The following is a 20,045-nucleotide window of genomic DNA, read 5'->3' on the forward strand; positions in this document are numbered from 1 at the left end:
ATTTTCGAGTGACAAAAGATTGCCGGATCACCCCTGACAGGCGCCATTCCGCAGGGCGCCGAGATCATGGTCCGAAGAGTGTTCGCCGACGCGGACGGACGCTCGCCAATGTGTCTCGAAAGCGACCGTTTATATCCTCGTTATGGCAATTTTGCATCGCTGGGCGGTGCGTTCGCGGGGTCGTGAGGGGCCATCCTGAAGGGAGTCACTGCTGGGCCTAAGGCAAAGGTTGATCGCCTCAGAAGGGACTTGGAGCGTCGCAATCCCTTACCCCACAAGGAAAACGTCGTTTCGCCAAAAACCCGCCGGCGGGCCCGGTCCGCCGATCGGAGCCCCCCGAGGACGCCCTCACCCGAGGGCTAGGCAAACCCATTCACCGACGCGGCGCTCATTCAAGCGGTTCGCGGCCAAACGCGGCAAAAATCACACAGGTAGGCGGCTCCAGGGAGGAGATCGCGAGAATCGGCGGAGCGTCGCCCTAGTGAAAAGGCTGCGGCTTTCGCCGCGGCCTTCCGCGTTCAACACGAAACCCGATGCGCTAGAACTTGGCGCGCAGGGTCAGATCGATGGTCCGCCCGAAAGGCGACGCCAAGGCGGCGAAGTAGCCGTTGGCCGCGTTGTAGAACGGCGGGTCCTTGTCGAACAGGTTACTCGCGCGGGCCTGCAGAGTGACTCCCTTGAAAAGGTTCTTGAACTCATATGCGCCGGTCAGGTCGACCGTCGTGTAGGAGTCGACCTGCTGGAAGACGCCGCCGACCGAGTTCAGATTCCGGAAGTCGCTGACGTAGTTGACGAACACGGCGGCGCTGATCGCATCGCGGTTCCAGAGCAGCGAGTAGCGGGTCTTCCAGTCCGGCGCCTGCTCGGTCCCAAGATTCGAGACGAACGGCTGGCCGGCCGAGACCTGCTGCTCCCAAGTCGTCTGGTGGTTGGCGTTGATGGCGAAGTTGAACGTGCCGAAGTTGTCGGTCATCAACCGGTAGGAGGCGTCGAGGTCGATGCCGCCGATGTGGCGCGACCCGATGTTGATGGCGTTGCTGTTGAACAGCACGTCGTAGGTCGTGGTGATCGGCTGCTGCGACGGATAGAGGCGGATGGCCTCCTGAATCTGCGCCTCGGTCGGGTTGATGACCCGATACTGTTCGAACGCCGGGTTGCCGATGACGTCGGTCTGCGTCGCCTTGTAGATCAGGTTCGTATAGTCGACGTAGTAGTAGGTCGCGCCGAGGCGAAGGCCTTCAAGAACGCCCGTCGGGGTCCAGTCGACACCGTAGGAATAGGTCGTCGCCTCCTCCGGCTCGAGATCCGGATTACCGCCGCCGATGTTGTAGACATTGACCACGCCGAGGGTTGTGCCCTTCAGCGGACCGACGGCGATCGGGCCGAAGCCGGCGTAGTTCGAATTGGTCTGCGGCACGCCGAAGATCGAACCCAGCAGGCCGGCGTTTGGCGCGGCGAAGTTGGTGCCGTAACTGGCGTGGAAATTGATGCCTTCCACCGGCGAATAGACCACGCCGTACTTCGGGTTCAGCTTGCCGCCGTAGGCTTCGTAGTAGTCGTAGCGGCCGGAGATCGACAGCGTCAGGGCGTTGATGCCCGGCTTGGCGTTGAGGTCGCTGACCACCGGAACGTTGAACTCGGCGAAGGTGGCGAAGATCGAACGGCGGATGTTGTCGTCGCGGACCCGGCGGAAATAGCTCGACCCGGAGGCTTCCGAACCGGCCGTCTGGTGCTGGATCGACTGGTCGTTGCGGAAGTCGATGCCGACGGCCGCGCGGATCTCGCCGCCGGGAATAGCGACGACCGGACCGTCGGCCTTGATCTGCACCTCCCGCAGACGCTGGCTGGACTTGTTGATCTGCGCGAAGCCGTTGTTCACCGACGCCAGCACGGAGGCCGGAGTGCCAGTCCCCGCCGGCGTGAACGGATTCAACGCCGTGGCCGTGGTCGCGCCGTTCGCCGCGGCCTGCAAATTCAGGAGGTCCAGTTCGGGGCTCTCGTTGTAGTCCCGCGTGCGCGAAACGTGGAGCATGGCGTTGGCCTTCCAGTCGCGTCCCAGGTCCAATTCGCCGTTCAGCGTCAGGCCGGTGAATTCGGCGTACTGCTCGTTGACGCCGGCGGGGAACAGGCCGAGGCCGCTGCGCACCACCAGAACCTGGTCGGCGTTGGCGAGCGCAGGCGGGACGTTGCCCGCGAAGTAGGGGTTCGTGCGCGGCACCACGATGTTGAGCGTCTGGCGTCCGCCGATCGAGGTGGTCTCGTAGTAGGAATGGTTCAGCTCGGCTGAGACCTTGAGGCTGTCGGTCAGTTGGTGTTCGGCCGTCAGCAGGAAGGCGTTGCGCGTGCCGTCCGGAATGACGTTGGTCTGGTTCAGCACGCCGCAGCGCTGGTCGACCGCCGCGGTCGAGTAGTTCGGACCGGCGCCGTAGTTGGGGCCCGTGCCGCGCGGCTGGCCGGAGGGCGTGAAGGTCACGGCTTGATAGCGCGGGGTCAGGCAGTTGTTGCCCCGCAGGTCGCGCCCGCCGCGCGAGGTCTGGTCCCCGCCGAGGGCCAGGAACGGAATCTCGGTGTTCCATGGCGACTTGTTGTCCGAGTACTCGTAGGCGGCCAGCAGGCCGCCGCCGTCCCAGGTCTTGCCATAGAGCACGGCCGCGTTGCGCTTCTGATAGCGCGTGTCGTTGAAACCGTAGGTCGCCTGCATCTCCAGGGTGTCGATCGGCTTGCGGTAGATGAAGTTGACCACGCCGGCCACGGCGTCGGAGCCGTAGATGGCGGAGGCGCCGTCGGCGATCAGTTCGACGCGCTGGACGGCGATCGTCGGGATCATCGAGGGATCGGGAAACACCGCCTCGCCGCCCGTCGGGGCGATCCGGTGGCCGTTGACCAGGGTCAGGGTGGCGTAGATGCCGAGGTTGTGGATGTTCGGCTGAAAGCCGGCGGTGCGGAACCGGTTCGAGGTCGACTGTTCGGCGTTGGCCCCGAAGTTACCGAGCTGGGGCACGGTGGCCATCAGATCCTTGGTATTGGCCGGCGCCGTCGCCTGGATGGTGTCGCGGCTCACCCCGATCAGGGCCGAACCGACCGGCGCCACGCCGCGGATGGACGAGCCGGTCACGACCACTTCCTCGACCGCCTGAGACTCGCCCGCGGGGGCCGTTTGGGCCAGCGCCTGCCCGGAGGCGGCGAGGACCGCGAAGGCGACTCCAGAGGCCAGCATCGCCTTGGAGGCGGGTCGCAGCATTCGAATAGACATCGTTTCTTCTCCCCTTCGCCTAGCGCCGCCGCGTGGAACCGCTGACGAGCCGGCAGGCATGCGATCACGACCGCCCAGCCCCTCGTGAGAGGATGGGCCGGGGTCGCGGGCGGCCATCGCCGCCGACTGTTAGGTGGTTTTACGCGTCTCAACTCCCTCGACGATCTCTGCCGCCGATGAGTCGGTATACAATAGACAGTATTCAGAAAGTCAAGCGAACACTGATATTTCGGAGCGCAACTCCGCATTTCCGGCGCGAAGGGGCGATTCCGGATTTACTTTATAAATCAATAACAAGCTTGGCTTTTAGGCGGCTCGGTAGGCCGCCATGAAGACCTCGGCCGCCTCGTGGGCGAGCACCGCAATCTCTTCCTTCGAAGGCTTGGGAATAACGTTCCAGGCGCGGCGGGTATGCACATCCGAGCGGCAAAGACCGAGGAACAGCCGCGCGGCCTTGTCAGGATCGTCGGCGCGGATGCTGCCCTTCTCCATCTCCGCGGCGAACACCACGGCCAGCCAACTCTTGCCGCGTTTTCCGGCCGCCTCGTAGAAGGTGGCGCCGATCTCGGGGAAACGCCCCGACTCGCCGGTGACCAGGCGATGGACCGCGAGGAATTCCTCGTCCAGCACCACGTCGAGATAGGCCTCGCCGAACCGGCGCAGGCGCTCCCCGAGCGGGCCGCTCTTCACGTCCAGCGACTCGAAACGCTCCCGCGCCACCGCGCAGTGAGCCGTCATCACCGCGGCGAACAGCTCCTCCTTGGAGGCGTAGTAGTTATAGAGCGTGCCCTTCGAGCCGCCGAGCTTCGCCGCGATCGACGACATCGAGGTGGCGGCGTAGCCATCCTCAAGAAAGCTTTTACGAGCAATCTGCAGTATGTTCGCGCGTCGCTCCGCCTGGCGGGGCGTATCTGTCTGCGTGTCGGTTGGGCGGCTGGCCGGTGCGGCGGGCGGGCTCATGAAAAAATCGTCTCGTGGATATTGCACTGCGACATACAGCGTAATATTTGACCGTACCGTACGGTTTTCAACCCCCGTTGTCGAGGCCCGCGAACCATCATGGCGTCGCAGAACAAAATCCTATTTCGCACCTTATTGATGACGGCCGGCTTGGCCGCCCTGACCGCCTGCGCCCCGGACCTGGGTCCCAAGCCGAGCCTGCTGACCGCCGGCGACCTGGCGGCGACCAAGGCTTTCGCCGGGCCCACCGCCCCCGACCTGACCGACCGTTGGTGGGAGAGCTATGGCGATCCGCAACTGAACGGTCTGGTCGATGAGGCCCTGGCCGGCTCGCCAGACCTCGCCGCCGCCGCCGCCCGCGTCGCCCAGGCGGAAGCCGCCGCCGATCAAGCCGGCGCCGTTCGCCTGCCCTCCATCGACGGCAGCGCCGGCATCCAGCAAGTCCGCACCGGCCTGAACGGCGGCTTCCCGCCCGAGTTCAAGCCGCTGCTGCTGCACGGCTGGAACGACGAGGCCAACCTTTCGGCGTCGCTCCGCTACCAGCTGGACTTCTTCGGCAAGAACCGCGCCGCCATAGCCGCGGCCACCTCCAGCGCCGAAGCGGCCCGCGCAGATCAGGCCGCCGCCCGCCTGGCCATCTCCACCGGGGTGGCCGGCGCATACGCCGAGCTGAAGCGGCTCTACGCCTCGCGCGCCGCCGCCGAGGACGCGGTGCGGGTGCGCGAGCAGACCGCCAAATTCTTCTCCGACCGCCAGCAAGCGGGTCTCGAGACCCGAGGCCCCGCCAGCCAAGCGGCGTCGGACGCCGCCAGCGCCCGCGCCGACATCGCCGGCATCGACGGCCAGATCCTGGTCGTGCGCCACCAACTGGCCGCCATGATCGGCAAGGGGCCGGACCGGGGTCTCGACCTGACGCCGCCGCCGGCCGAAACCCTGCACGCTTCGGGCCTCCCCGCCAATCTGGCGGCCGACCTCGTCGGTCGCCGCCCGGACGTCACGGCGGCCCGCGCCCGCGTCGAAGCCGCCGCGCAGCGCGAGAAGGTGGCCAAGGCCAACTTCTACCCGAACATCGATCTGGTGGCCGCGGTCGGCTTCCGATCGCTCCCCATCGATCAGCTGTTCACCATGGACTCCCAGAATGGAAACTATGGCCCGGCGCTGACCCTGCCCCTGTTCGACGCCGGGGCGCTTAAGGCCGCCTACCGCGGCTCGCGCGGCGCCTACGCCGAAGCGGCCGCCTCGTACGACCGCACCGTGCTCAACGCCTTCAAGGAAGTGGCCGACGCGGTTTCGAACCAAAAGGCTTCCGCCGCCCAATTGAGGGAGGCCCGCGAGGCGCTTCGCGCCAGCGAGGACGCCTACGGCGTCGCCCAGCAACGCTACGGCGCCGGTCTGGTGCGCAACCTCGACGTGCTGACCGCCGAAGGCCAGGTGCTGAGCGCCCGGCGCCGCGTGGCCGATCTGGAAGCCGCCGCCTTCAACCTCGACGTCGCCCTCATCCGCGCCCTCGGCGGCGGATATCGCGCCGCCGCCTGATCCCAATTCCGTCCGCAGAGACCGACCGATGACCGATACACCCGCTCCCAAGACCGATCCGCAGGCCGCCGCCCGTAAGCGTCAGCGCGGTCGCATGTTCGCCATCCTCGGCGGCGTCGTCGCCGTCGCCGCCGTCGGCTACGGCGGCTACCAGGTGTTCGTGGGCTCGCACTATGTCGCGACCGATAACGCCTACGCCGGCGCTTCGGTGGCCCAGATCACGCCGCAGGTCAGCGGCTCGATCCTGACCGTGCCGATCCACGAGACCCAGATCATCAAGGCCGGCGACGTACTGATGACCATCGATCCCGAGGACGCCCGTCTCGCCCTGGCCCAGGCGACCGCCGAATACCGGCGCGCCCAGAGCCGCGTGCGCGGCTATTTCGCCGGCGACACCTCGGCCGCCGCCCAGATCGACGCCCGCGCGGCCGACGTGGCCCGCGCCCAGGCCGAACTGGAGCAGGCCCGCTCGGACCTGTCGCGTCGCCAGGGCCTCGTGGCCTCCGGCGCCGTCTCCGGCCAGGAACTCGCCGACGCCCAGAACGCCGTGCGCACCAAGCAGGCGGCGCTCGCCCAGGCCGAAGCCAACCGCAAGGCGGCCCAGGCCGGCTTCGAACAGCAGCAGACGCTCAGCGGCGGCGGCACGGTCGACGCCAACCCGGAAGTGGCCGCCGCCAAGGCCGCTTACGACATCGCCAAGGTGAACCTCGAGCGCACCGTCATCCGCGCCCCGATCAACGGCGTGATCGCCAACAACCACGCGCAGGTCGGCCAGCGCGTGCAGGCCGGCACGATCATGATGACGGTCGCTCCGATTCAGGAAGCCTACGTCGACGCCAACTTCAAGGAAGGCCAGCTGCGCAAGGTGCGCGTCGGCCAGCAGGCGACGCTCGAGGCCGACCTCTACGGCAAGGACGTCGAGTACCACGGCACCGTCATCGGCATCGGCGGCGGCACCGGCGCGGCCTTCGCCGCCATTCCGGCCCAGAACGCCACCGGCAACTGGATCAAGGTGGTGCAGCGCGTCCCCGTGCGGATCGCCATCGACCCGAAGGAGCTGGCGGAGCACCCGCTGCGCGTCGGCCTGTCGATGTCGGCCAAGATCAAGGTCGGCTGACCATGGCTGGCGCAGCTGTCACCGCTGAGCCTGACCCGCTGGAAACCGCGGCCAAGGCCGGAACCCATGCGGGGATCGACACCGCACCCCAGTTGAAGGGCGGGATGCTGATCCTCGCCGGGTTCATCCTGGCGATGGCGAACTTCATGGCGGTGCTCGACACCGCCATCGCCAACGTCGCCCTGCCCCACATCGCCGGCGCCCTCGCCGCCTCGCCCAACGAAGGCACCTCGGTCATCACCTTCTTCGCGGTGGCCGAGGCGATCACCATTCCGCTGACCGGCTGGCTCGCCGCGCGGTTCGGATCGGTGAAGGTGTTCTTTGTCTCCATGGCCCTGTTCGGTGTCAGCTCGGCCCTCTGCGGCCTGGCGCCCTCGCTGAACGCCCTGATCTTCTTCCGCATCCTGCAGGGTCTCTCGGCGGGACCGATGATGCCGCTGTCGCAGGCCCTGCTGCTGCGCATCGTGCCCCCGGCCCAGCACGCCATGGCCACCGCCCTGTGGGCCATGACCGTCATCGTCGCGCCGATCGTCGGCCCCCTGCTGGGCGGCTGGATTTCGGACAACCACGGCTGGCCTTGGGTGTTCTACATCAACGTGCCGGTCGCCATCGCGTCGGTATTCTTCGGCTGGCGCCTGCTGGCCCCGCACGAGACGCCCTCCGGCCCCCGAAAGGTCGACGTCGTCGGCCTGCTGCTGCTGGTTTTCTGGGTCGGCGCCCTGCAGACCATGCTGGACATCGGCAAGACCGAGGACTGGTTCGGCTCGTGGAAGGTCTGCGCCCTGCTGGTGGCCGCCATCGTCGGCTTCTTCGCCTTCTGCATCTGGGAGTGGACCGAAGAGCACCCGATCGTCGACATCCGGGTGTTCAAGAACATCTCGCTGTCGGTCTCGACGGTGACCATGGCGCTGGTGTTCGGGGTCTATTTCGGCTCGGCGGTGATCATCCCGCTGTGGCTGCAGACCAACCTCGCCTACACCGCCACCTGGGCGGGCTACGCCACCGCCTTCAACGGCGTGCTGGCGGTGATCATGGCCCCCATCGTCGGGCGGCTGGTGGGCAAGTTCGACGCCCGGGCCCTGGTCTGCTTCGGCCTGACCGGCCTGACGGTGATCATGCTGTGGCGAACGACCTTCACCCAGGACATGACCTTCTGGCAGGTCAGCCTGCCGCAGCTGGTGCAGGGCCTGTTCATGCCGCTGTTCTTCCTGCCGCTGATGACCGTGGCGCTGGGCACCATTCCGATGAAGGACATCGCCAACGGCGCGGCGATGATCACCTTCGTTCGGACAGTCGCCGGCGCCGTGGCCGCCTCGCTGATGACCACCACCTGGAGCGACTCGGCGATCAGCGCCCGGTCCAATCTGGTCGGCGATCTGCACCCCGAGGCGCTTTCCGGCTCCGGCATCCCGCCCAACATCCTCACACCGATGCTCGACAGGCTGGTGGAGAGCCAGGCGGTGATGGTGGCGACGAACCACATCTTCTTCATCATCGCCATCTGCATGGCCGTCTCGGCGGCCGGCATCTGGCTGGCGCCCAAGCCGCAACGCCGCGGCGGCGGCGGCGGAGGACACTGATCGCCCCAGAGCGCGACAGCCTTAAGTGGATGCCGGTTAAGGCGCCCGTCGCGCTCCAAAACAAACTGCTGCTAAACTCGCCTCCGTTCAGCGACGGAGGCGAGCGATGGCGAGAGCGACGGTCACCCTGGCGGGCCCCACCTATGCGGTCGACATCGCCGCCGGCCGCCACCATCTGGTCGGCGACGAGGGCGCGAAGCTCGGCGGTCAGGACAAAGGCCCCGCGCCGTACGACTATCTGCTGGCCGCCCTCGGCTCCTGCACCGTCATCACCCTGAAGATGTATGCCGACCGCAAGGGCTGGCCGCTGACCGGCGCCCGCGTGAGCCTGCACTATCAAGGCGGCGAGGGGCCGCTGATCGAGCGCACCCTGCACCTTGAGGGCGATCTCGATGAAGCCCAGCGCGCCCGCCTCGCCGACATCGCCGAGCGCACGCCGGTGACCCTAACCCTGAAGAACGGCGTGCCGATCGCCACCAGCCTGGCGCCCGACGAGCGTCGCGCTCATATCGAGGCCGAACTCGATGAGGCTCTGGAAGAGAGCTTCCCCGCCAGCGATCCGCCGAAGATCACGCGGCCCGGCGGGACTGACATGGACTAGGCCTCCTCGGCGTTAGTCGAGAGCTGCCCGCGCGGCGTCCAGTTTCGCCTTCGCCGCCGCCCTCGCCTTTTCGTGGCGAACGGCGAGCGCCTCGAACTCTCGCTCGAGCGCCGCCCGCCTGTCCTCCAGGGCCGCGGCCTCCGCCTCCTGCTTGACTTGCAGGTCGGCAAGCGCCTTTCTGGCCGCCTCCACCTTCTTTTCCGCCGCGCTCGGAGCCTTGCGCCTGGGCGTCGCCTTGGCCGCCTTCAGCGCCTTGGCCGGCCCGCCGCTGACCGGTCGCGTCACCACCTCGCCCGGGCTCGCCGTCGCGGCCTCGACTAGGGCGGCCTCGTCCGTCTCGTGGGCCAGGCCGGTCTTGAACAGGTCGATGTCGCTGTCCCAGGCGGCCAGGGCCTTGGGGCGCGAGGTGGCCGCCACCGCGTACTCGGTCAACCCGTCCGACCAGGCGAAAGTCTTCAGCCGCGCCATGTGGCCCTAACGCACCAGCCTCGCTTTTGGCCCGGCGCGGGGTGGCCGCCGTCAAGTTTCATCACTAGTTAGGCCCGCACCATGTCCCAACCCGCCGCGACTTCCCCCCATCCCGGGATGGGTTTTCCCGCCTTCGTCTGCATGATGGCCATGCTGATGGCGCTCGGCGCCCTCGGCATCGACGCCATGCTGCCGGTGCTGCCGACCATCGCCCACAGCCTCGGCGCCGGCGGTCAGAACAGCCAGCAGTGGATCGTCACCGCCTATCTGCTCGGCTTCGGCGTGGCCCAGATCGTCTATGGTTCGCTGGCCGATCGCTACGGCCGCAAGCCCGTGCTGCTGGGGGGCCTCGCCATCTTCACCCTGGCCAGCGTCGCGGCGGCCTTCTCGCCCAGCTTCGAGGCGATGCTGACCTTCCGGGTGATCCAGGGCATCGGCGCTTCGGCGACGAGGGTGGTGCCGATCTCGATCATCCGCGACTGCTATGAAGGCCGGCCGATGGCGCGGGTGATGTCGCTGACCTCCCTGGTGTTCATGGCCATTCCGATCCTGGCGCCGACCATCGGCCAGGCCATCGTCTCGATCGCCCCCTGGCCCTGGGTGTTCGGCGTCTTCGCCATGGGAGCCCTGATCATCGGCGCATGGATGGCGCTGAAGCTTCCCGAGACCCTGCATCCCGAATACCGCATCCCGATCCGCGTCGGGCCGATCCTGCACGCCTTCGGCGTGACCCTGCGCGACCGCACCGGCACAGGCTACACCCTGGCCTCGACCCTGACCTTCGGGGCGCTGTTCGGCTTCATCAACGCCTCGCAGCAGGTGTTCGAAACCGCGCTGCACGCGGCCGACAAATTCACGATGATCTTCGCCCTGATCGCGGGCTTCATCGCCATCGCCTCCCTGGTCAACGCCCGCCTGGTCGACCGGCTGGGCACGCGCGCCCTCTCGCACGGCGCCCTGATCGCCTTCATCGTCATCGGGGCGATCCACACCGCCGTGGCCTTCAGCGGCCACGAGACCCTGCTGACCTTCACCGTGCTGCAGGCGGCGATGATGTTCGCCTTCGGCCTGATGGCGGGCAACTTCGCGGCCATGGCGATGGAAAACCTCGGCCACGTGGCCGGCGCGGCCTCCTCGGCCCAGGGCTTCATCAGCATGCTGGGCGGCACCGTGATCGGCTTCGTGATCGGCCAGCAGTTCGACGGCACGGTGGGGCCGGTCACCCTGGGCTACCTGGTCTGCGGCCTGCTGGCGCTGGTCGCCGTGCTGTTCGCCGAGCGGGGACGGCTGTTCCAAGCCCATCATGCCGGCCAAGGCGGCGGCGAGGTCGTTTCGTTCCACTGAGCGGAGCTTGACGGGCCGCACGGCGTTGCAACCTCGATGGCCGAGACGCTCTCCCCCAGCCTGCCGCCGAAGGTCGACGACCTCGCCTACCGCGTGGCGAAGGCCGCCTGCGATCACGAGCTTAAGCTCGCCACCGCCGAGAGCTGCACCGGCGGGCTGCTCGCCAGCCTGCTGACCGATATCGAAGGCTGCGCCCACGCTTTCGAGCGCGGCTTCGTCACCTACACCGACGAGGCCAAGCACCAGATGCTCGGCGTGCCGCTCGCCCTGCTGCGCGATCCGGGCGCGGTCTCGGCCCCAACGGCCCGCGCCATGGCGACCGGCGCCCTCGCCGCCTCGCGGGCGCATATCGCCCTGGCCGTCACCGGCTTCGCGGGACCGGGCGCTCCGGGCGACGAGCCGGGTCTCGTCTACTTCGCCGTCGCCAGCCACGGTCGCCCGACGGAGGTGGTCGAAAAGCATTTCGGCGACATCGGTCGCGGCGGCGTGCGCCTCGCCTGCCTGGAGGTCGGCCTTGAGCTGCTGTTGAAGGCCGTCGGCCCGTAGGCGAAGCCTCGCCGTCTTCCTATCTGTCGCCTGTCCCTAGAGCGCGCCAGGGTTAAGTGTACGCGGTTAGCCCGCCCGGGCGCGCTCTAAACATTGGAAAATAGAGCCTTTTTCAACGGGCCAGATGATTCCATCTGGCCCTAAAAGGCTCTAGGAGACCGCCATGGCCCTCACCGATCCCGCCGCCATCATCGAAGGCGTCCCGCTCGCCCTGCGCGTCGGCGCCGACTGGCCCCAGGCCGACGACGGGAGCCTGCTGGAGGTCGAGGACCCGGCCACCGGGGCGGTGATCGCCCGCGTGCCGGACGCCGGCGTGGCGGAGTCGCTCCGCGCCATGGACGCGGCCGCCGCCGCCCAGGCCGACTGGGCCAGGACGCCGCCCCGCCAACGCGGCGAAATCCTGCGCGAGGTCTGGCGGCGGATGGTCGAGGAGCAGGATCGCCTCGCGGCCCTGATGACCCTGGAGATGGGCAAATCGGTCGCCGAGTCGAAGGGCGAGGTGCTTTACGCCGCCGATTACTTCCGCTGGTTTTCCGAAGAAGCCGTGCGCATCCCCGGCGCCTACAACGCCGCCCCCGACGGCGCCTCCCGCATGCTGGTGCTGCGCCAGCCGGTCGGCCCCTGCGTGCTGGTGACGCCCTGGAACTTCCCCCTCGCCATGGGCGCCCGCAAGATCGGGCCGGCTCTTGCCGCCGGTTGCACGGCGGTGGTCAAGCCCGCCCATCAGACGCCATTGTCGATGCTGGCCATCGCCAAGCTGTTCGAGGAGGCCGGCCTGCCGCCCGGCGTGCTGAACGTCGTCACCACCACCAAGGCCAGGGAGACGGTGGCGGCGATGATCGACCATCCGGCCGCCCGCAAGATCAGCTTCACCGGTTCGACGCCGGTCGGCCGGGGCCTGGCCGAGCACGCCGGCCGCCGCCTGCTGCGCACCTCGATGGAACTCGGCGGCGACAACGCCCTGATCGTGTTCGACGACGCCGACCTGGACGTCGCCCTCGACGGGACCATGCTGTCGAAGATGCGCAACATCGGCGAGGCCTGCACGGCGGCCAACCGCATCCTCGTCCACCGCAGTCTGATCGACCGTTTCACTGCGCGCCTGACCGAGCGCATGGCCGCCCAGAAGGTCGGACCGGGTCTCAGGGGCGGCGAGATCGGCCCGCTGATCGACGGCAAGGCGCGGGAGAAGGTCGACAGCCTGGTGAAAGCGGCCCTGGCCGGCGGCGCCAAGGCCCTGACCGGCGGCTCGGTCGCCGACGGCCCCGGCTATTTCTATCCACCGACGGTGCTGATCGACGCGCCGGCCGACGCCGAGATCCTGCGCACCGAGATCTTCGGACCGGTGGCCGTGCTGCAGGCCTTCGACAGCGAGGACGAGGCGGTCGAGCGCGCCAACGCCTCGGACTATGGCCTGACGGCCTATGTCTTCACCCGCGACCTGTCGCGCGCCCTGCGGGTGATCGACCGGCTGGAGGTCGGGATGATCGGCCTCAATCGCGGGATGGTCTCGAACCCCGCGGCGCCGTTCGGCGGCGTCAAGGCTTCGGGCCTCGGCCGCGAGGGCGGGGCCGAGGGGATCGAGGAGTACCTCGCGGTGAAGTACGCCTCGATCGCGCTGTAAGCCGGATCAGCCGCCGCCTTGGGCGGACATGTCCATCCACATCAGCTCCCAGGCGTGGCCGTCGGGATCGCGGAAGCTCGCGCCGTACATGGCGCCGTAGTCCATGTCGTCCTTCCAGGCGGAGCCGCCGTTGGCCAGCGCCTTGGCCTTGAAATCGAGCACCTCCTCCTTGCTGTCGCAGGATAGGCAGGTGAGCACCTCGGTGACGTCGCGGGGGGCGATTTCGCCGTTGATGAAGCCCTGGAACTTCGGCTCGGTCAGCACCATCACATAAATGCTTTCCGAGATGACGATGCAGGCGGCGGTGTCGTCCGAGAAGTCGGGATTGTGGTCGAAGCCAAGGGCCTTCCAGAAGGCCATGGACCGTTGAAGGTCCGTCGTCGGCAGGTTCACGAAGATCATGCGCATGGGAAGTCTCCTGAAGGTTCGGCCGTCTTAGCGGCGGATCGGGAAGATCGTGCGAAGGGAGGGATCGCGGAGCCACAACCCGCCCCACATGAAGAGGGCCAGATAGACCCCGAACAGGGTGTAGCCGAACAGCTCGTGCTCCAGCCGCATGTGGCTGGCGATGGCGCCGCCCATGACGCTCATGAACAGCACGGCCCCCAGCACCGAGGTGCGCGGGATCAGATAGAGCACGAGGCAGATCGCCTCGATCACCCCGATCAGGAAGCCCTGCTCCGGCGGATAGCCCAGGCCGGCAAGCGTTTCGCCGACGATGGTCAGCCGCACCAGCTTGATGCCGACATCGAAGATCATGAAGGCGGTGAACAGGCCGGTCAGCGTCCAGCCGGCGATGGTTTTGGCCTTGGTCTGCATGGGTGGTTCCTCCCCTCCCCCGAGATCAGACGCTGGGCAGCAGTTCGGCCAACTGGTCGGCGCAGGCGCCCCAGCCGGTGTGGAAGCCCATGGCCTCGTGCTGGGCCTTGGCCTCGGCGGTCCAGTGCATGGCGCGGGCGACGTAGCTGGTCTTGCCGCCCGGCAGCGGCTCGAAGGTCACCTCGGCGACCATGAACGGCTGGCCGGTCGGAACCCAGCCCGGCGCGAAGGCGTCGGTGAACACCAGCTTGCGGTTCGGAACGACCTCCAGGAACACGCCGGGGTTGGGAAACTCCTGGCCTTCCGGGCTGCGCATCACCACCAGCGATTGGCCGCCGGGACGCAGGTCCTGCTTGATCTCGGTGATCGTCCAGGGGCGCGGCACGAACCACTGCTTGAGCAATTCGGGCGTGGTCCAGGCCTTGAAGAGCTTTTCCGGCGGGGCGTCGAAGGTGCGTTCGAGAACCAGTTCGTGTTCGGCGGTCATGATCGTCTCTCTGAGCAAGGGTTTCGATGAACTCTGCCCCAAGGACGAACGAGCCCCCGCGGTCTCGACAGCCCTCCGAAACTTTTTTCGCGAGACGGCTCAGGCCGCGGCCGAGGCCCCCTGCCAATCGCCCCGCAGGATCGCCAGCGGGCGGATTTCATAAGCCCCTGTGCCGGGGTTGGCCTTGGCCAGATCGCGGGCGGTCGCCAGGGCCGCGTCGAGGTCCGCGCAATCGACCACGTAGAAGCCGAGGAACTGCTCCCGCGTCTCGGCGAACGGCCCGTCGAACACCATCGGCTCGCCCGCCGTCTTGCGCAGGGTGGTCGCCGTCGTCGTCGGCATCAGCCGCGCCACCGGCCCGAGCCGGCCCTCCGCCGTCAGCTTCGCCTCGACCGCGCCGAGCTGCTGCATGACCTGATCGTCCTGAGCCTGCGACCAGTCGCCGACGGCCTTCTCATCGTTGTAGCAGAGGATGGCGTAGAGCATCGGCGAGGGCCTCGTGGATCGAATGCTATCCACTATGCCTCAGGCCAAGAGGCGAATGTCACCGGAAAACGACGCGCGTCTCGGCGCCCTCGCCGGCGACCTCGGCTTCGATATCGAAGAGTTCGGCCAACAGCGCGGCGTCCATCACCTCGGCGACGGCGCCCGATGCAATCAGCCGCCCGGCCTTGAGGGCGACCACGTCGGTGGCGTAGCGCGCGGCCAGGGTCAGGTCATGGATCGAGGCGACGACCAGCTTGCCGGCGTCGGCGAGGCGGCGCAGACGAGCCAGGCCGTCGAGGGCGTGGCGGGGATCAAGGCCGGTCAGAGGCTCGTCGGCGATGACGATCTCGGGATCGCCGACCAGGGCGCGGGCGAGCATGGCGCGGGCCAGCTCGCCGCCGGAGAGCGTATCGGCCGCCTGGTCGCGCAGGGCGAGGAGATCGAAGTCGGTCAGCGCCCGATCGACGCGGTGGGCCAGCGGCGCGGGCAGGCCGCCGAACAGCGGCGTCGAGGGGATCAAGCCCAGGGCGACCAGACGCTCGACGGCGATCGGCCAGTCGCATCGGGGTGACTGCGGCAGGTAGGCGCGGCGGCGCGCCAGGGCGCGAAGGCCGAGGCCGGCGAGCGGCGCGCCGCCGAGCGTGATCCGTCCCGCGTCCGGCCCCGTCAGTCCGGCCAACGCGGCCAGCAGGGTCGACTTGCCCGCGCCGTTCGGACCGATCACCGCCACCAATCCAGACGCCGGCAGGGTCAGGGTCACCCCATCGAGAATGGCGCGTCCGCCACGCCGGACCGTCAGCCCTTCCGTCGCCAGACCGCTCATGTCGCCACCCGGCGCAGACGCAGCACCAGCCACAGGAAGAACGGCGCGCCGATCAGGCTGGTCAGCACCCCCACCCGCACCTCGGAGCCCGTCGGGATCATCCGCACCACAAGGTCGGCGACGAGCAGCAGCAGCGCTCCGAGCAGGGCGGACGGCAGCAGGGTGCGGCTCGGTTGGTGCCCGACGAACGGGCGCACCAGGTGCGGCGCGACCAGGCCGATGAAGCCGATGCCGCCGGTCACCGAGGTCGCGGCCCCAACCGCGAGGCCGACGCCGAGCAGGATGAGAAGGCGCGTCCGGTCGAGATCGACGCCGAGGCTCATGGCCTGGCTCTCGCCGAGCGTCAGGGCGTCCAGGGAGCGGCCGGCCACGAGCAGCAGGACAGCGCCGACGGCGACGAAGGGCGCCGCGAGGGTCAGATGATCCCAGCCCCGGTCGGTCAGCGAGCCGAGCAGCCAGGTGGTCAGCTCATAAGCGGCGTAGGGGCTGGGCGCGAAGTTCAGCGCCAGCGCCAGCAGGGCGGCGGCCAGGCTGGAGACCGCCGCCCCGGCCAGGATCAGGCTGAGCGTGCCGCCCGAGCCCAGGGCGAAAGTGACCGCGCCGGTCGCCAGGGCGCCGACGAGCCCGAGCAGCGGCGTCGCCAGCGGGAAGATCGTGGTCAGGCCGAAGTAGATCGCCACGGCCGCGCCGAGCGCGGCGCCCGAGGTAACGCCGACCACATCGGGCGAGGCCAGGGGATTGCGCAGCAGGCCCTGCATGGCGGCGCCGGCGAGACCGAGCGCGCCGCCGACCAGCAGCGCCAGCAGGGCGCGCGGCAGCCGCAACTCCCAGACGATTAGACGGGCGACATCGCCGTCGCCGAACAACGCCGATGCCGGCAGCGGCGAGCGGCCGACGAACAGCGACAGACCGACGCCCGCCGCGAGGGCCAGCAATACGGTCAGGAGGGGGACGAGCCGCTTCACGATCTTCCGCCCTTCTCCTTCCCCGCTTGCGGGGAAGGTGGCGCGGCGCGAAGCGCCGTGACGGAAGGGGCGCTTGGCGAGCGCCGCGCCCCCACCACCGCTGCGCGGTCCCCCTCCCCCGCAGGCGGGGGAGGAGAAGAGTCCGGCAGCCGTGCGAACGCCGCGCGCAGCTCGGCGGCCATGCCGGCCGCCTGCGGCAGGCCGCACCCGAACATCACCTCGGGGTAGCGGATGCGGCGATGGTCATAGAGCCTGCGCACCAGCCGGTGGGTCGCCTGGTCGTTGCGCAGCGACGGGCGCGTGGCCTGCCCCTCGCCGTAGAGCAGGGCGTCGGGGCGCAGGGTGGCCAGTTCCTCGAGGCCGAAGGTCGATTGAGTGAAGCCGTCGCGCGCGGCGATGTTGGTCCCGCCGGCCTCCTCGATGATGGTGTTGGCCAGGCTGCTGCGGCCCGGCACGCTGAGGCCGCCGTTCCAGGCGACGACGGCGACCTTCCGCCCCGGCGACGCGCGGCGCAGGCCCGCCAAGGTGGCGTCCATCTCGCTCACCAACGCCTCGGCGCGAGCCGGCTCACCGACCGCCGCGCCGACCTGGCGGGTGGTCCGGCGGATGTCGTCGAAGGTGATGGCGTCGTCGACCTCCACCATCGGCACCCCCGCGCGCGCCGCCGTCCGCCGCAGGATCGGACTGGTGTAGACGCTGACCAGCAGCAAGTCGGGGCGGTAGGCGACGATATCCTCCGCCTGGGCGCGGTTGGTCGCCACCCCGTCGGCGAGGCCGGGCCGGATATCGTCGGCGACGTCGCGCGCGAGGTAGCTGACCGAGGCGATGCGGTCCTTCGGGAGCATCTGCAGGACCAAAAGGTCGACGCACTGGTTGGTCGACATCACCCGCATCGGACGCGCCGGCGGCGGCCGCGAGGCCCCCGCCGTGCGTTCGCCGAGCGTGTAGTCGGCGGTGGTCACGGTGTTGGACGCCTCGCGCACCGGGCCGCAAGCCGCGCAGAGCGCGAAGCCGAGAGCCACGGCGGCGAGGCGCCCTCGCATGGCCCTAGAAGCCCGCGCGCAGGCCGATGGTGGCCGTGCGACCGGGCGAGGCGTAGCCGTAGACGTCCACCGCCGCCTCGTCGGCCAGGTTCTCGATGCGACCGTACAGGCTCACCCCGCGCCCGAGCGACCAGTCGGCGTTCAGATTGACCAGGGTGTAGGCCGGCAGGGTCTTGGTCTCCGTGGCCAGGCCGAAGAAGGTGTCGGTGGCCTCGCCGTTATAGCGCACGGTCAGGGTGGCGCCGAAACGGCCGTCGGGTTCGCGCCAGGTCAGGTTGGCGCTGGCGGTGGTCTTCGGCCGGCGAATTTCCCGGACGCTGTTCTCCTTGGCGTCGAGGTAGGTATAGGCCGCGTCCAGCCGCCAGGCCGGCGAGAGGCGAGCGGCCAGCGTGGCCTCGGCCCCGCGTTGGGTGGACTTGGTCGCCCGGTTGGCGACTCCGGCGACGAAATTGGCGTCGAAGGTCGTGTAGATCTCGTCCTTGAGACGCGCGTCGAACAGCGCCAGGCCCGCTTTCACGCCGCCGTCGAGGAAGCTCTGCTCGGCGCCGACTTCCCAGCCCAGCGAACGCTCGGGCTTCAGGTCCGGGTTGCCGATGAAGCTGGACGGATCGTAGCCGAACAGCTCGATGGGCGTCGGGTTCTTGATGCCGCTTCCCGCCGCCGCGCGCAGGCGCAGGCCGCTGTCGAAGCCGTAAGAGCCCTGCAGGCGGAAGGTGGTCGCGCCCTTGAACCGGTCGTTGTCGTCATGACGGATGGCCAAGCCGAAGGCGGCCGGGCCGGCGTAGGCGTCGTACTCGGCGACGAGGCCGAGGTTGTCGATGTGGCGCTTCTCGTTGGCCGAGGTGAAGCCGAACTCCGGCAGGGTCTGGAACGCTTCGCGCTCGCTGTCGACGGCGCCGGTCAGCACGTGCTCCACATCGCCCGAGGTCAGGCGATAGGTGGTCTCGTAGGAGTATTTGGTCCGTTTGGCGTCGGTCGCCATCGTGCGCGCGCCGGGGGCGAAGAAATTGCGCCGCTCGGTGTCGTTGACCTGGGCGGTCAGGGCATGGGTCCAGGCGCCGTCGAGCGCGTCGTACTCGCCGCGCACCAGGCCCAGGCGCGCGATGCTGCCGTAGAAGTTGGTTCCGTCGATCGGCAGGCCGTAGGTCGGGCCGGGCGGGAAGGCGTAGTCGAAGTCGTTGGTGTCGGCGTCGGAGCTGGCGTAGCGCAGCGCGGCCTTCACGCGGAACGCGCCGCCTGGGTCGAAGGTGAACTTGCCGGCGTAGGTCTTACTTTCAAAGCCCAGGTCGCGGCGGCCGTTGGGCACGCCCGGCTCGCCGTCCGTCGTCTGGTAGGCGGCGCTCAGGGCGTAGTCGAAGGCGCCGGCGACGCCGCCGTAGCGCACCGCCGCGCGACCGGCGTTGTTGCTGCCCGCCTCCAAACTGCCGCGCAGGCCGGGCGCCTCGCGGCCGGTCGCGGTCGAATAGCTGATCACCCCGCCGATGGCGTCCGAACCGTAGAGCGCGCTCTGCTGGCCCCGCAGCACCTCCACCCGCGCCACGTCGTCGGCGATCAGGGTGGCGAAATCGAACTCGCCCTGGGCCGGATCGGAGGCCTCGATGCCGTCGATCAGCACCAGGGCCTGGTTGGCCTCGGTCCCGCGCAGGCGCACCTGGGTCTGGCCGCCCACCTGACCGGAACGGCTGACGGAGACGCCGGGAACGTCGCGCAGCACGTCGGCGACGACGCGCACCTGGCGGTCCTGCAGGGCGGCGGCGTCGATGATCGTCACCGAGCCGCCGATGCGGTCGGCGGCCACCGGGCCGGCGCGGCTGGCGGTGACGACCAGACCGCCGACGGGCGTGGACTGGGCGTGGGCCTGCGGGGCCAGGGCGAAGCCGGCGAGCGCCGCGGAAAGCGCGGCGTAGGACAGGCGATAGTCGGTCATTCTTAAATCCCCTCTGATGCTCAGGCGTCAGATCGCGCGGCCGCGAGGCCGCGCCGACGGGGCGACGCACAGGTCCCGTCGAACGGTTCGACGGCTTGCGCCGCCGTCGTCGCTCTGACGGGGAACCCGCGCCCGAAGCTCCTCTGGCTTCGCGCTTGAGCGAACCGTGCCCGGCCGGTCTCCTGGCTCGCGGGTCGTCGCCTCCGATCGCCTTCCCAGGCCTCGCTGATGAGGCCCAGTGGCTGCGTCTCCGAAAGACGCTCGATCGTCGGCTCTCCGCTCACAGTTGCAGGGACAGCCGCGGATTCGGGGCAGGCCCCTCACCGCATTCCCGACGCCCCAGGAAAGCGGGGCTACCGGACACGTTTACTGGCGCGACCGTCGCCGGCCGCGCGGCCGCTTCATGCGCCAAACGGGCCACACTCCGCAACCCCGTGACGCTTCTGAGACGCCTCTCAGTACGCGG

The 20,045-nt window shown here is 68.9% G+C and carries 18 protein-coding genes and 1 riboswitch; of the genes, 7 read left to right on the top strand and 11 right to left on the bottom strand.

Features of this window, described 5'->3' with window-relative positions; genetic code table 11:
- Nucleotides 1-538: 538 nt before the first annotated feature.
- On the bottom strand, nucleotides 539-3,241 hold the full coding sequence (locus tag ACFLIT_RS11515; protein ID WP_479911373.1) for a TonB-dependent receptor domain-containing protein: 2,703 nt from the start codon (nucleotides 3,239-3,241) through the stop codon (nucleotides 539-541).
- Nucleotides 3,242-3,559: 318 nt separating this feature from the next.
- A complete protein-coding gene (locus tag ACFLIT_RS11520) occupies nucleotides 3,560-4,213 on the bottom strand; it encodes a TetR/AcrR family transcriptional regulator (protein ID WP_479911374.1) in 654 nt (217 codons plus the stop codon).
- Nucleotides 4,214-4,312: 99 nt separating this feature from the next.
- Between ACFLIT_RS11520 and ACFLIT_RS11525 the strand changes: the two genes are divergently transcribed.
- The 4 genes from ACFLIT_RS11525 to ACFLIT_RS11540 all read left to right on the top strand — a co-directional run bounded on the left by ACFLIT_RS11525 (nucleotide 4,313) and on the right by ACFLIT_RS11540 (nucleotide 9,047).
- Complete coding sequence (locus ACFLIT_RS11525) at nucleotides 4,313-5,749, top strand: efflux transporter outer membrane subunit (protein ID WP_479911375.1); 1,437 nt, start codon at nucleotides 4,313-4,315, stop codon at nucleotides 5,747-5,749.
- A 28-nt stretch (nucleotides 5,750-5,777) separates the two neighbouring features.
- Complete coding sequence (locus ACFLIT_RS11530; protein ID WP_479911376.1) at nucleotides 5,778-6,866, top strand: EmrA/EmrK family multidrug efflux transporter periplasmic adaptor subunit; 1,089 nt, start codon at nucleotides 5,778-5,780, stop codon at nucleotides 6,864-6,866.
- Nucleotides 6,867-6,868: 2 nt separating this feature from the next.
- The gene (locus tag ACFLIT_RS11535) at nucleotides 6,869-8,446 is read left to right on the top strand and encodes a DHA2 family efflux MFS transporter permease subunit (RefSeq protein ID WP_479911377.1); all 1,578 of its coding nucleotides are present in this window, start codon (nucleotides 6,869-6,871) and stop codon (nucleotides 8,444-8,446) included.
- 106 nt (nucleotides 8,447-8,552) lie between these two features.
- The gene (locus tag ACFLIT_RS11540; RefSeq protein ID WP_479911378.1) at nucleotides 8,553-9,047 is read left to right on the top strand and encodes an OsmC family protein; all 495 of its coding nucleotides are present in this window, start codon (nucleotides 8,553-8,555) and stop codon (nucleotides 9,045-9,047) included.
- A 12-nt stretch (nucleotides 9,048-9,059) separates the two neighbouring features.
- Here the strand turns inward: ACFLIT_RS11540 and ACFLIT_RS11545 are convergent, their stop codons facing one another.
- Nucleotides 9,060-9,515 (bottom strand): hypothetical protein, encoded by a 456-nt coding sequence (locus tag ACFLIT_RS11545; protein WP_479911379.1) that lies wholly within the window; start codon nucleotides 9,513-9,515, stop codon nucleotides 9,060-9,062.
- Nucleotides 9,516-9,596: 81 nt separating this feature from the next.
- Between ACFLIT_RS11545 and ACFLIT_RS11550 the strand changes: the two genes are divergently transcribed.
- The 3 genes from ACFLIT_RS11550 to ACFLIT_RS11560 all read left to right on the top strand — a co-directional run bounded on the left by ACFLIT_RS11550 (nucleotide 9,597) and on the right by ACFLIT_RS11560 (nucleotide 13,029).
- The gene (locus ACFLIT_RS11550) at nucleotides 9,597-10,859 is read left to right on the top strand and encodes a multidrug effflux MFS transporter (RefSeq protein WP_479911380.1); all 1,263 of its coding nucleotides are present in this window, start codon (nucleotides 9,597-9,599) and stop codon (nucleotides 10,857-10,859) included.
- A gap of 36 nt (nucleotides 10,860-10,895) precedes the next feature.
- Nucleotides 10,896-11,405, top strand: a complete 510-nt coding sequence (locus ACFLIT_RS11555; protein ID WP_479911381.1) for a CinA family protein — start codon at nucleotides 10,896-10,898, stop codon at nucleotides 11,403-11,405.
- Between the two features lie 163 nt (nucleotides 11,406-11,568).
- Nucleotides 11,569-13,029, top strand: a complete 1,461-nt coding sequence (locus tag ACFLIT_RS11560; RefSeq protein WP_479911382.1) for an NAD-dependent succinate-semialdehyde dehydrogenase — start codon at nucleotides 11,569-11,571, stop codon at nucleotides 13,027-13,029.
- A gap of 6 nt (nucleotides 13,030-13,035) precedes the next feature.
- Here ACFLIT_RS11560 and ACFLIT_RS11565 read toward each other — a convergent pair whose 3' ends face one another.
- The 8 genes from ACFLIT_RS11565 to ACFLIT_RS11600 all read right to left on the bottom strand — a co-directional run bounded on the left by ACFLIT_RS11565 (nucleotide 13,036) and on the right by ACFLIT_RS11600 (nucleotide 19,579).
- On the bottom strand, nucleotides 13,036-13,437 hold the full coding sequence (locus ACFLIT_RS11565; protein ID WP_479911383.1) for a VOC family protein: 402 nt from the start codon (nucleotides 13,435-13,437) through the stop codon (nucleotides 13,036-13,038).
- 27 nt (nucleotides 13,438-13,464) lie between these two features.
- Nucleotides 13,465-13,848 carry a DoxX family protein gene (locus ACFLIT_RS11570; protein ID WP_479911384.1) on the bottom strand — a complete coding sequence of 128 codons (384 nt, stop codon included), beginning with the start codon at nucleotides 13,846-13,848 and terminating at the stop codon, nucleotides 13,465-13,467.
- Nucleotides 13,849-13,873: 25 nt separating this feature from the next.
- Nucleotides 13,874-14,335 carry an SRPBCC family protein gene (locus ACFLIT_RS11575; RefSeq protein ID WP_479911385.1) on the bottom strand — a complete coding sequence of 154 codons (462 nt, stop codon included), beginning with the start codon at nucleotides 14,333-14,335 and terminating at the stop codon, nucleotides 13,874-13,876.
- A gap of 99 nt (nucleotides 14,336-14,434) precedes the next feature.
- Nucleotides 14,435-14,821: a YciI family protein gene (locus ACFLIT_RS11580; RefSeq protein ID WP_479911386.1), complete on the bottom strand. Its 387-nt coding sequence runs from the start codon at nucleotides 14,819-14,821 to the stop codon at nucleotides 14,435-14,437.
- A gap of 58 nt (nucleotides 14,822-14,879) precedes the next feature.
- Complete coding sequence (locus tag ACFLIT_RS11585; protein ID WP_479911387.1) at nucleotides 14,880-15,644, bottom strand: ABC transporter ATP-binding protein; 765 nt, start codon at nucleotides 15,642-15,644, stop codon at nucleotides 14,880-14,882.
- Nucleotides 15,641-16,609 carry a FecCD family ABC transporter permease gene (locus ACFLIT_RS11590; protein WP_479911388.1) on the bottom strand — a complete coding sequence of 323 codons (969 nt, stop codon included), beginning with the start codon at nucleotides 16,607-16,609 and terminating at the stop codon, nucleotides 15,641-15,643. Before ACFLIT_RS11590 ends, ACFLIT_RS11585 begins: the two co-directional genes overlap by 4 nt.
- Nucleotides 16,606-17,652, bottom strand: coding sequence for an ABC transporter substrate-binding protein (locus ACFLIT_RS11595; protein ID WP_479911389.1), 1,047 nt, complete (start codon nucleotides 17,650-17,652; stop codon nucleotides 16,606-16,608). Before ACFLIT_RS11595 ends, ACFLIT_RS11590 begins: the two co-directional genes overlap by 4 nt.
- 4 nt (nucleotides 17,653-17,656) lie before the next feature.
- Entirely contained in the window at nucleotides 17,657-19,579 is a 1,923-nt protein-coding gene (locus tag ACFLIT_RS11600) for a TonB-dependent receptor plug domain-containing protein (RefSeq protein WP_479911390.1), read from the bottom strand.
- A gap of 155 nt (nucleotides 19,580-19,734) precedes the next feature.
- Nucleotides 19,735-19,955, bottom strand: a riboswitch (cobalamin riboswitch).
- Nucleotides 19,956-20,045 lie beyond the last annotated feature (90 nt).

It is taken from the genome of Caulobacter sp. HJHS_5, from assembly GCF_056683955.1.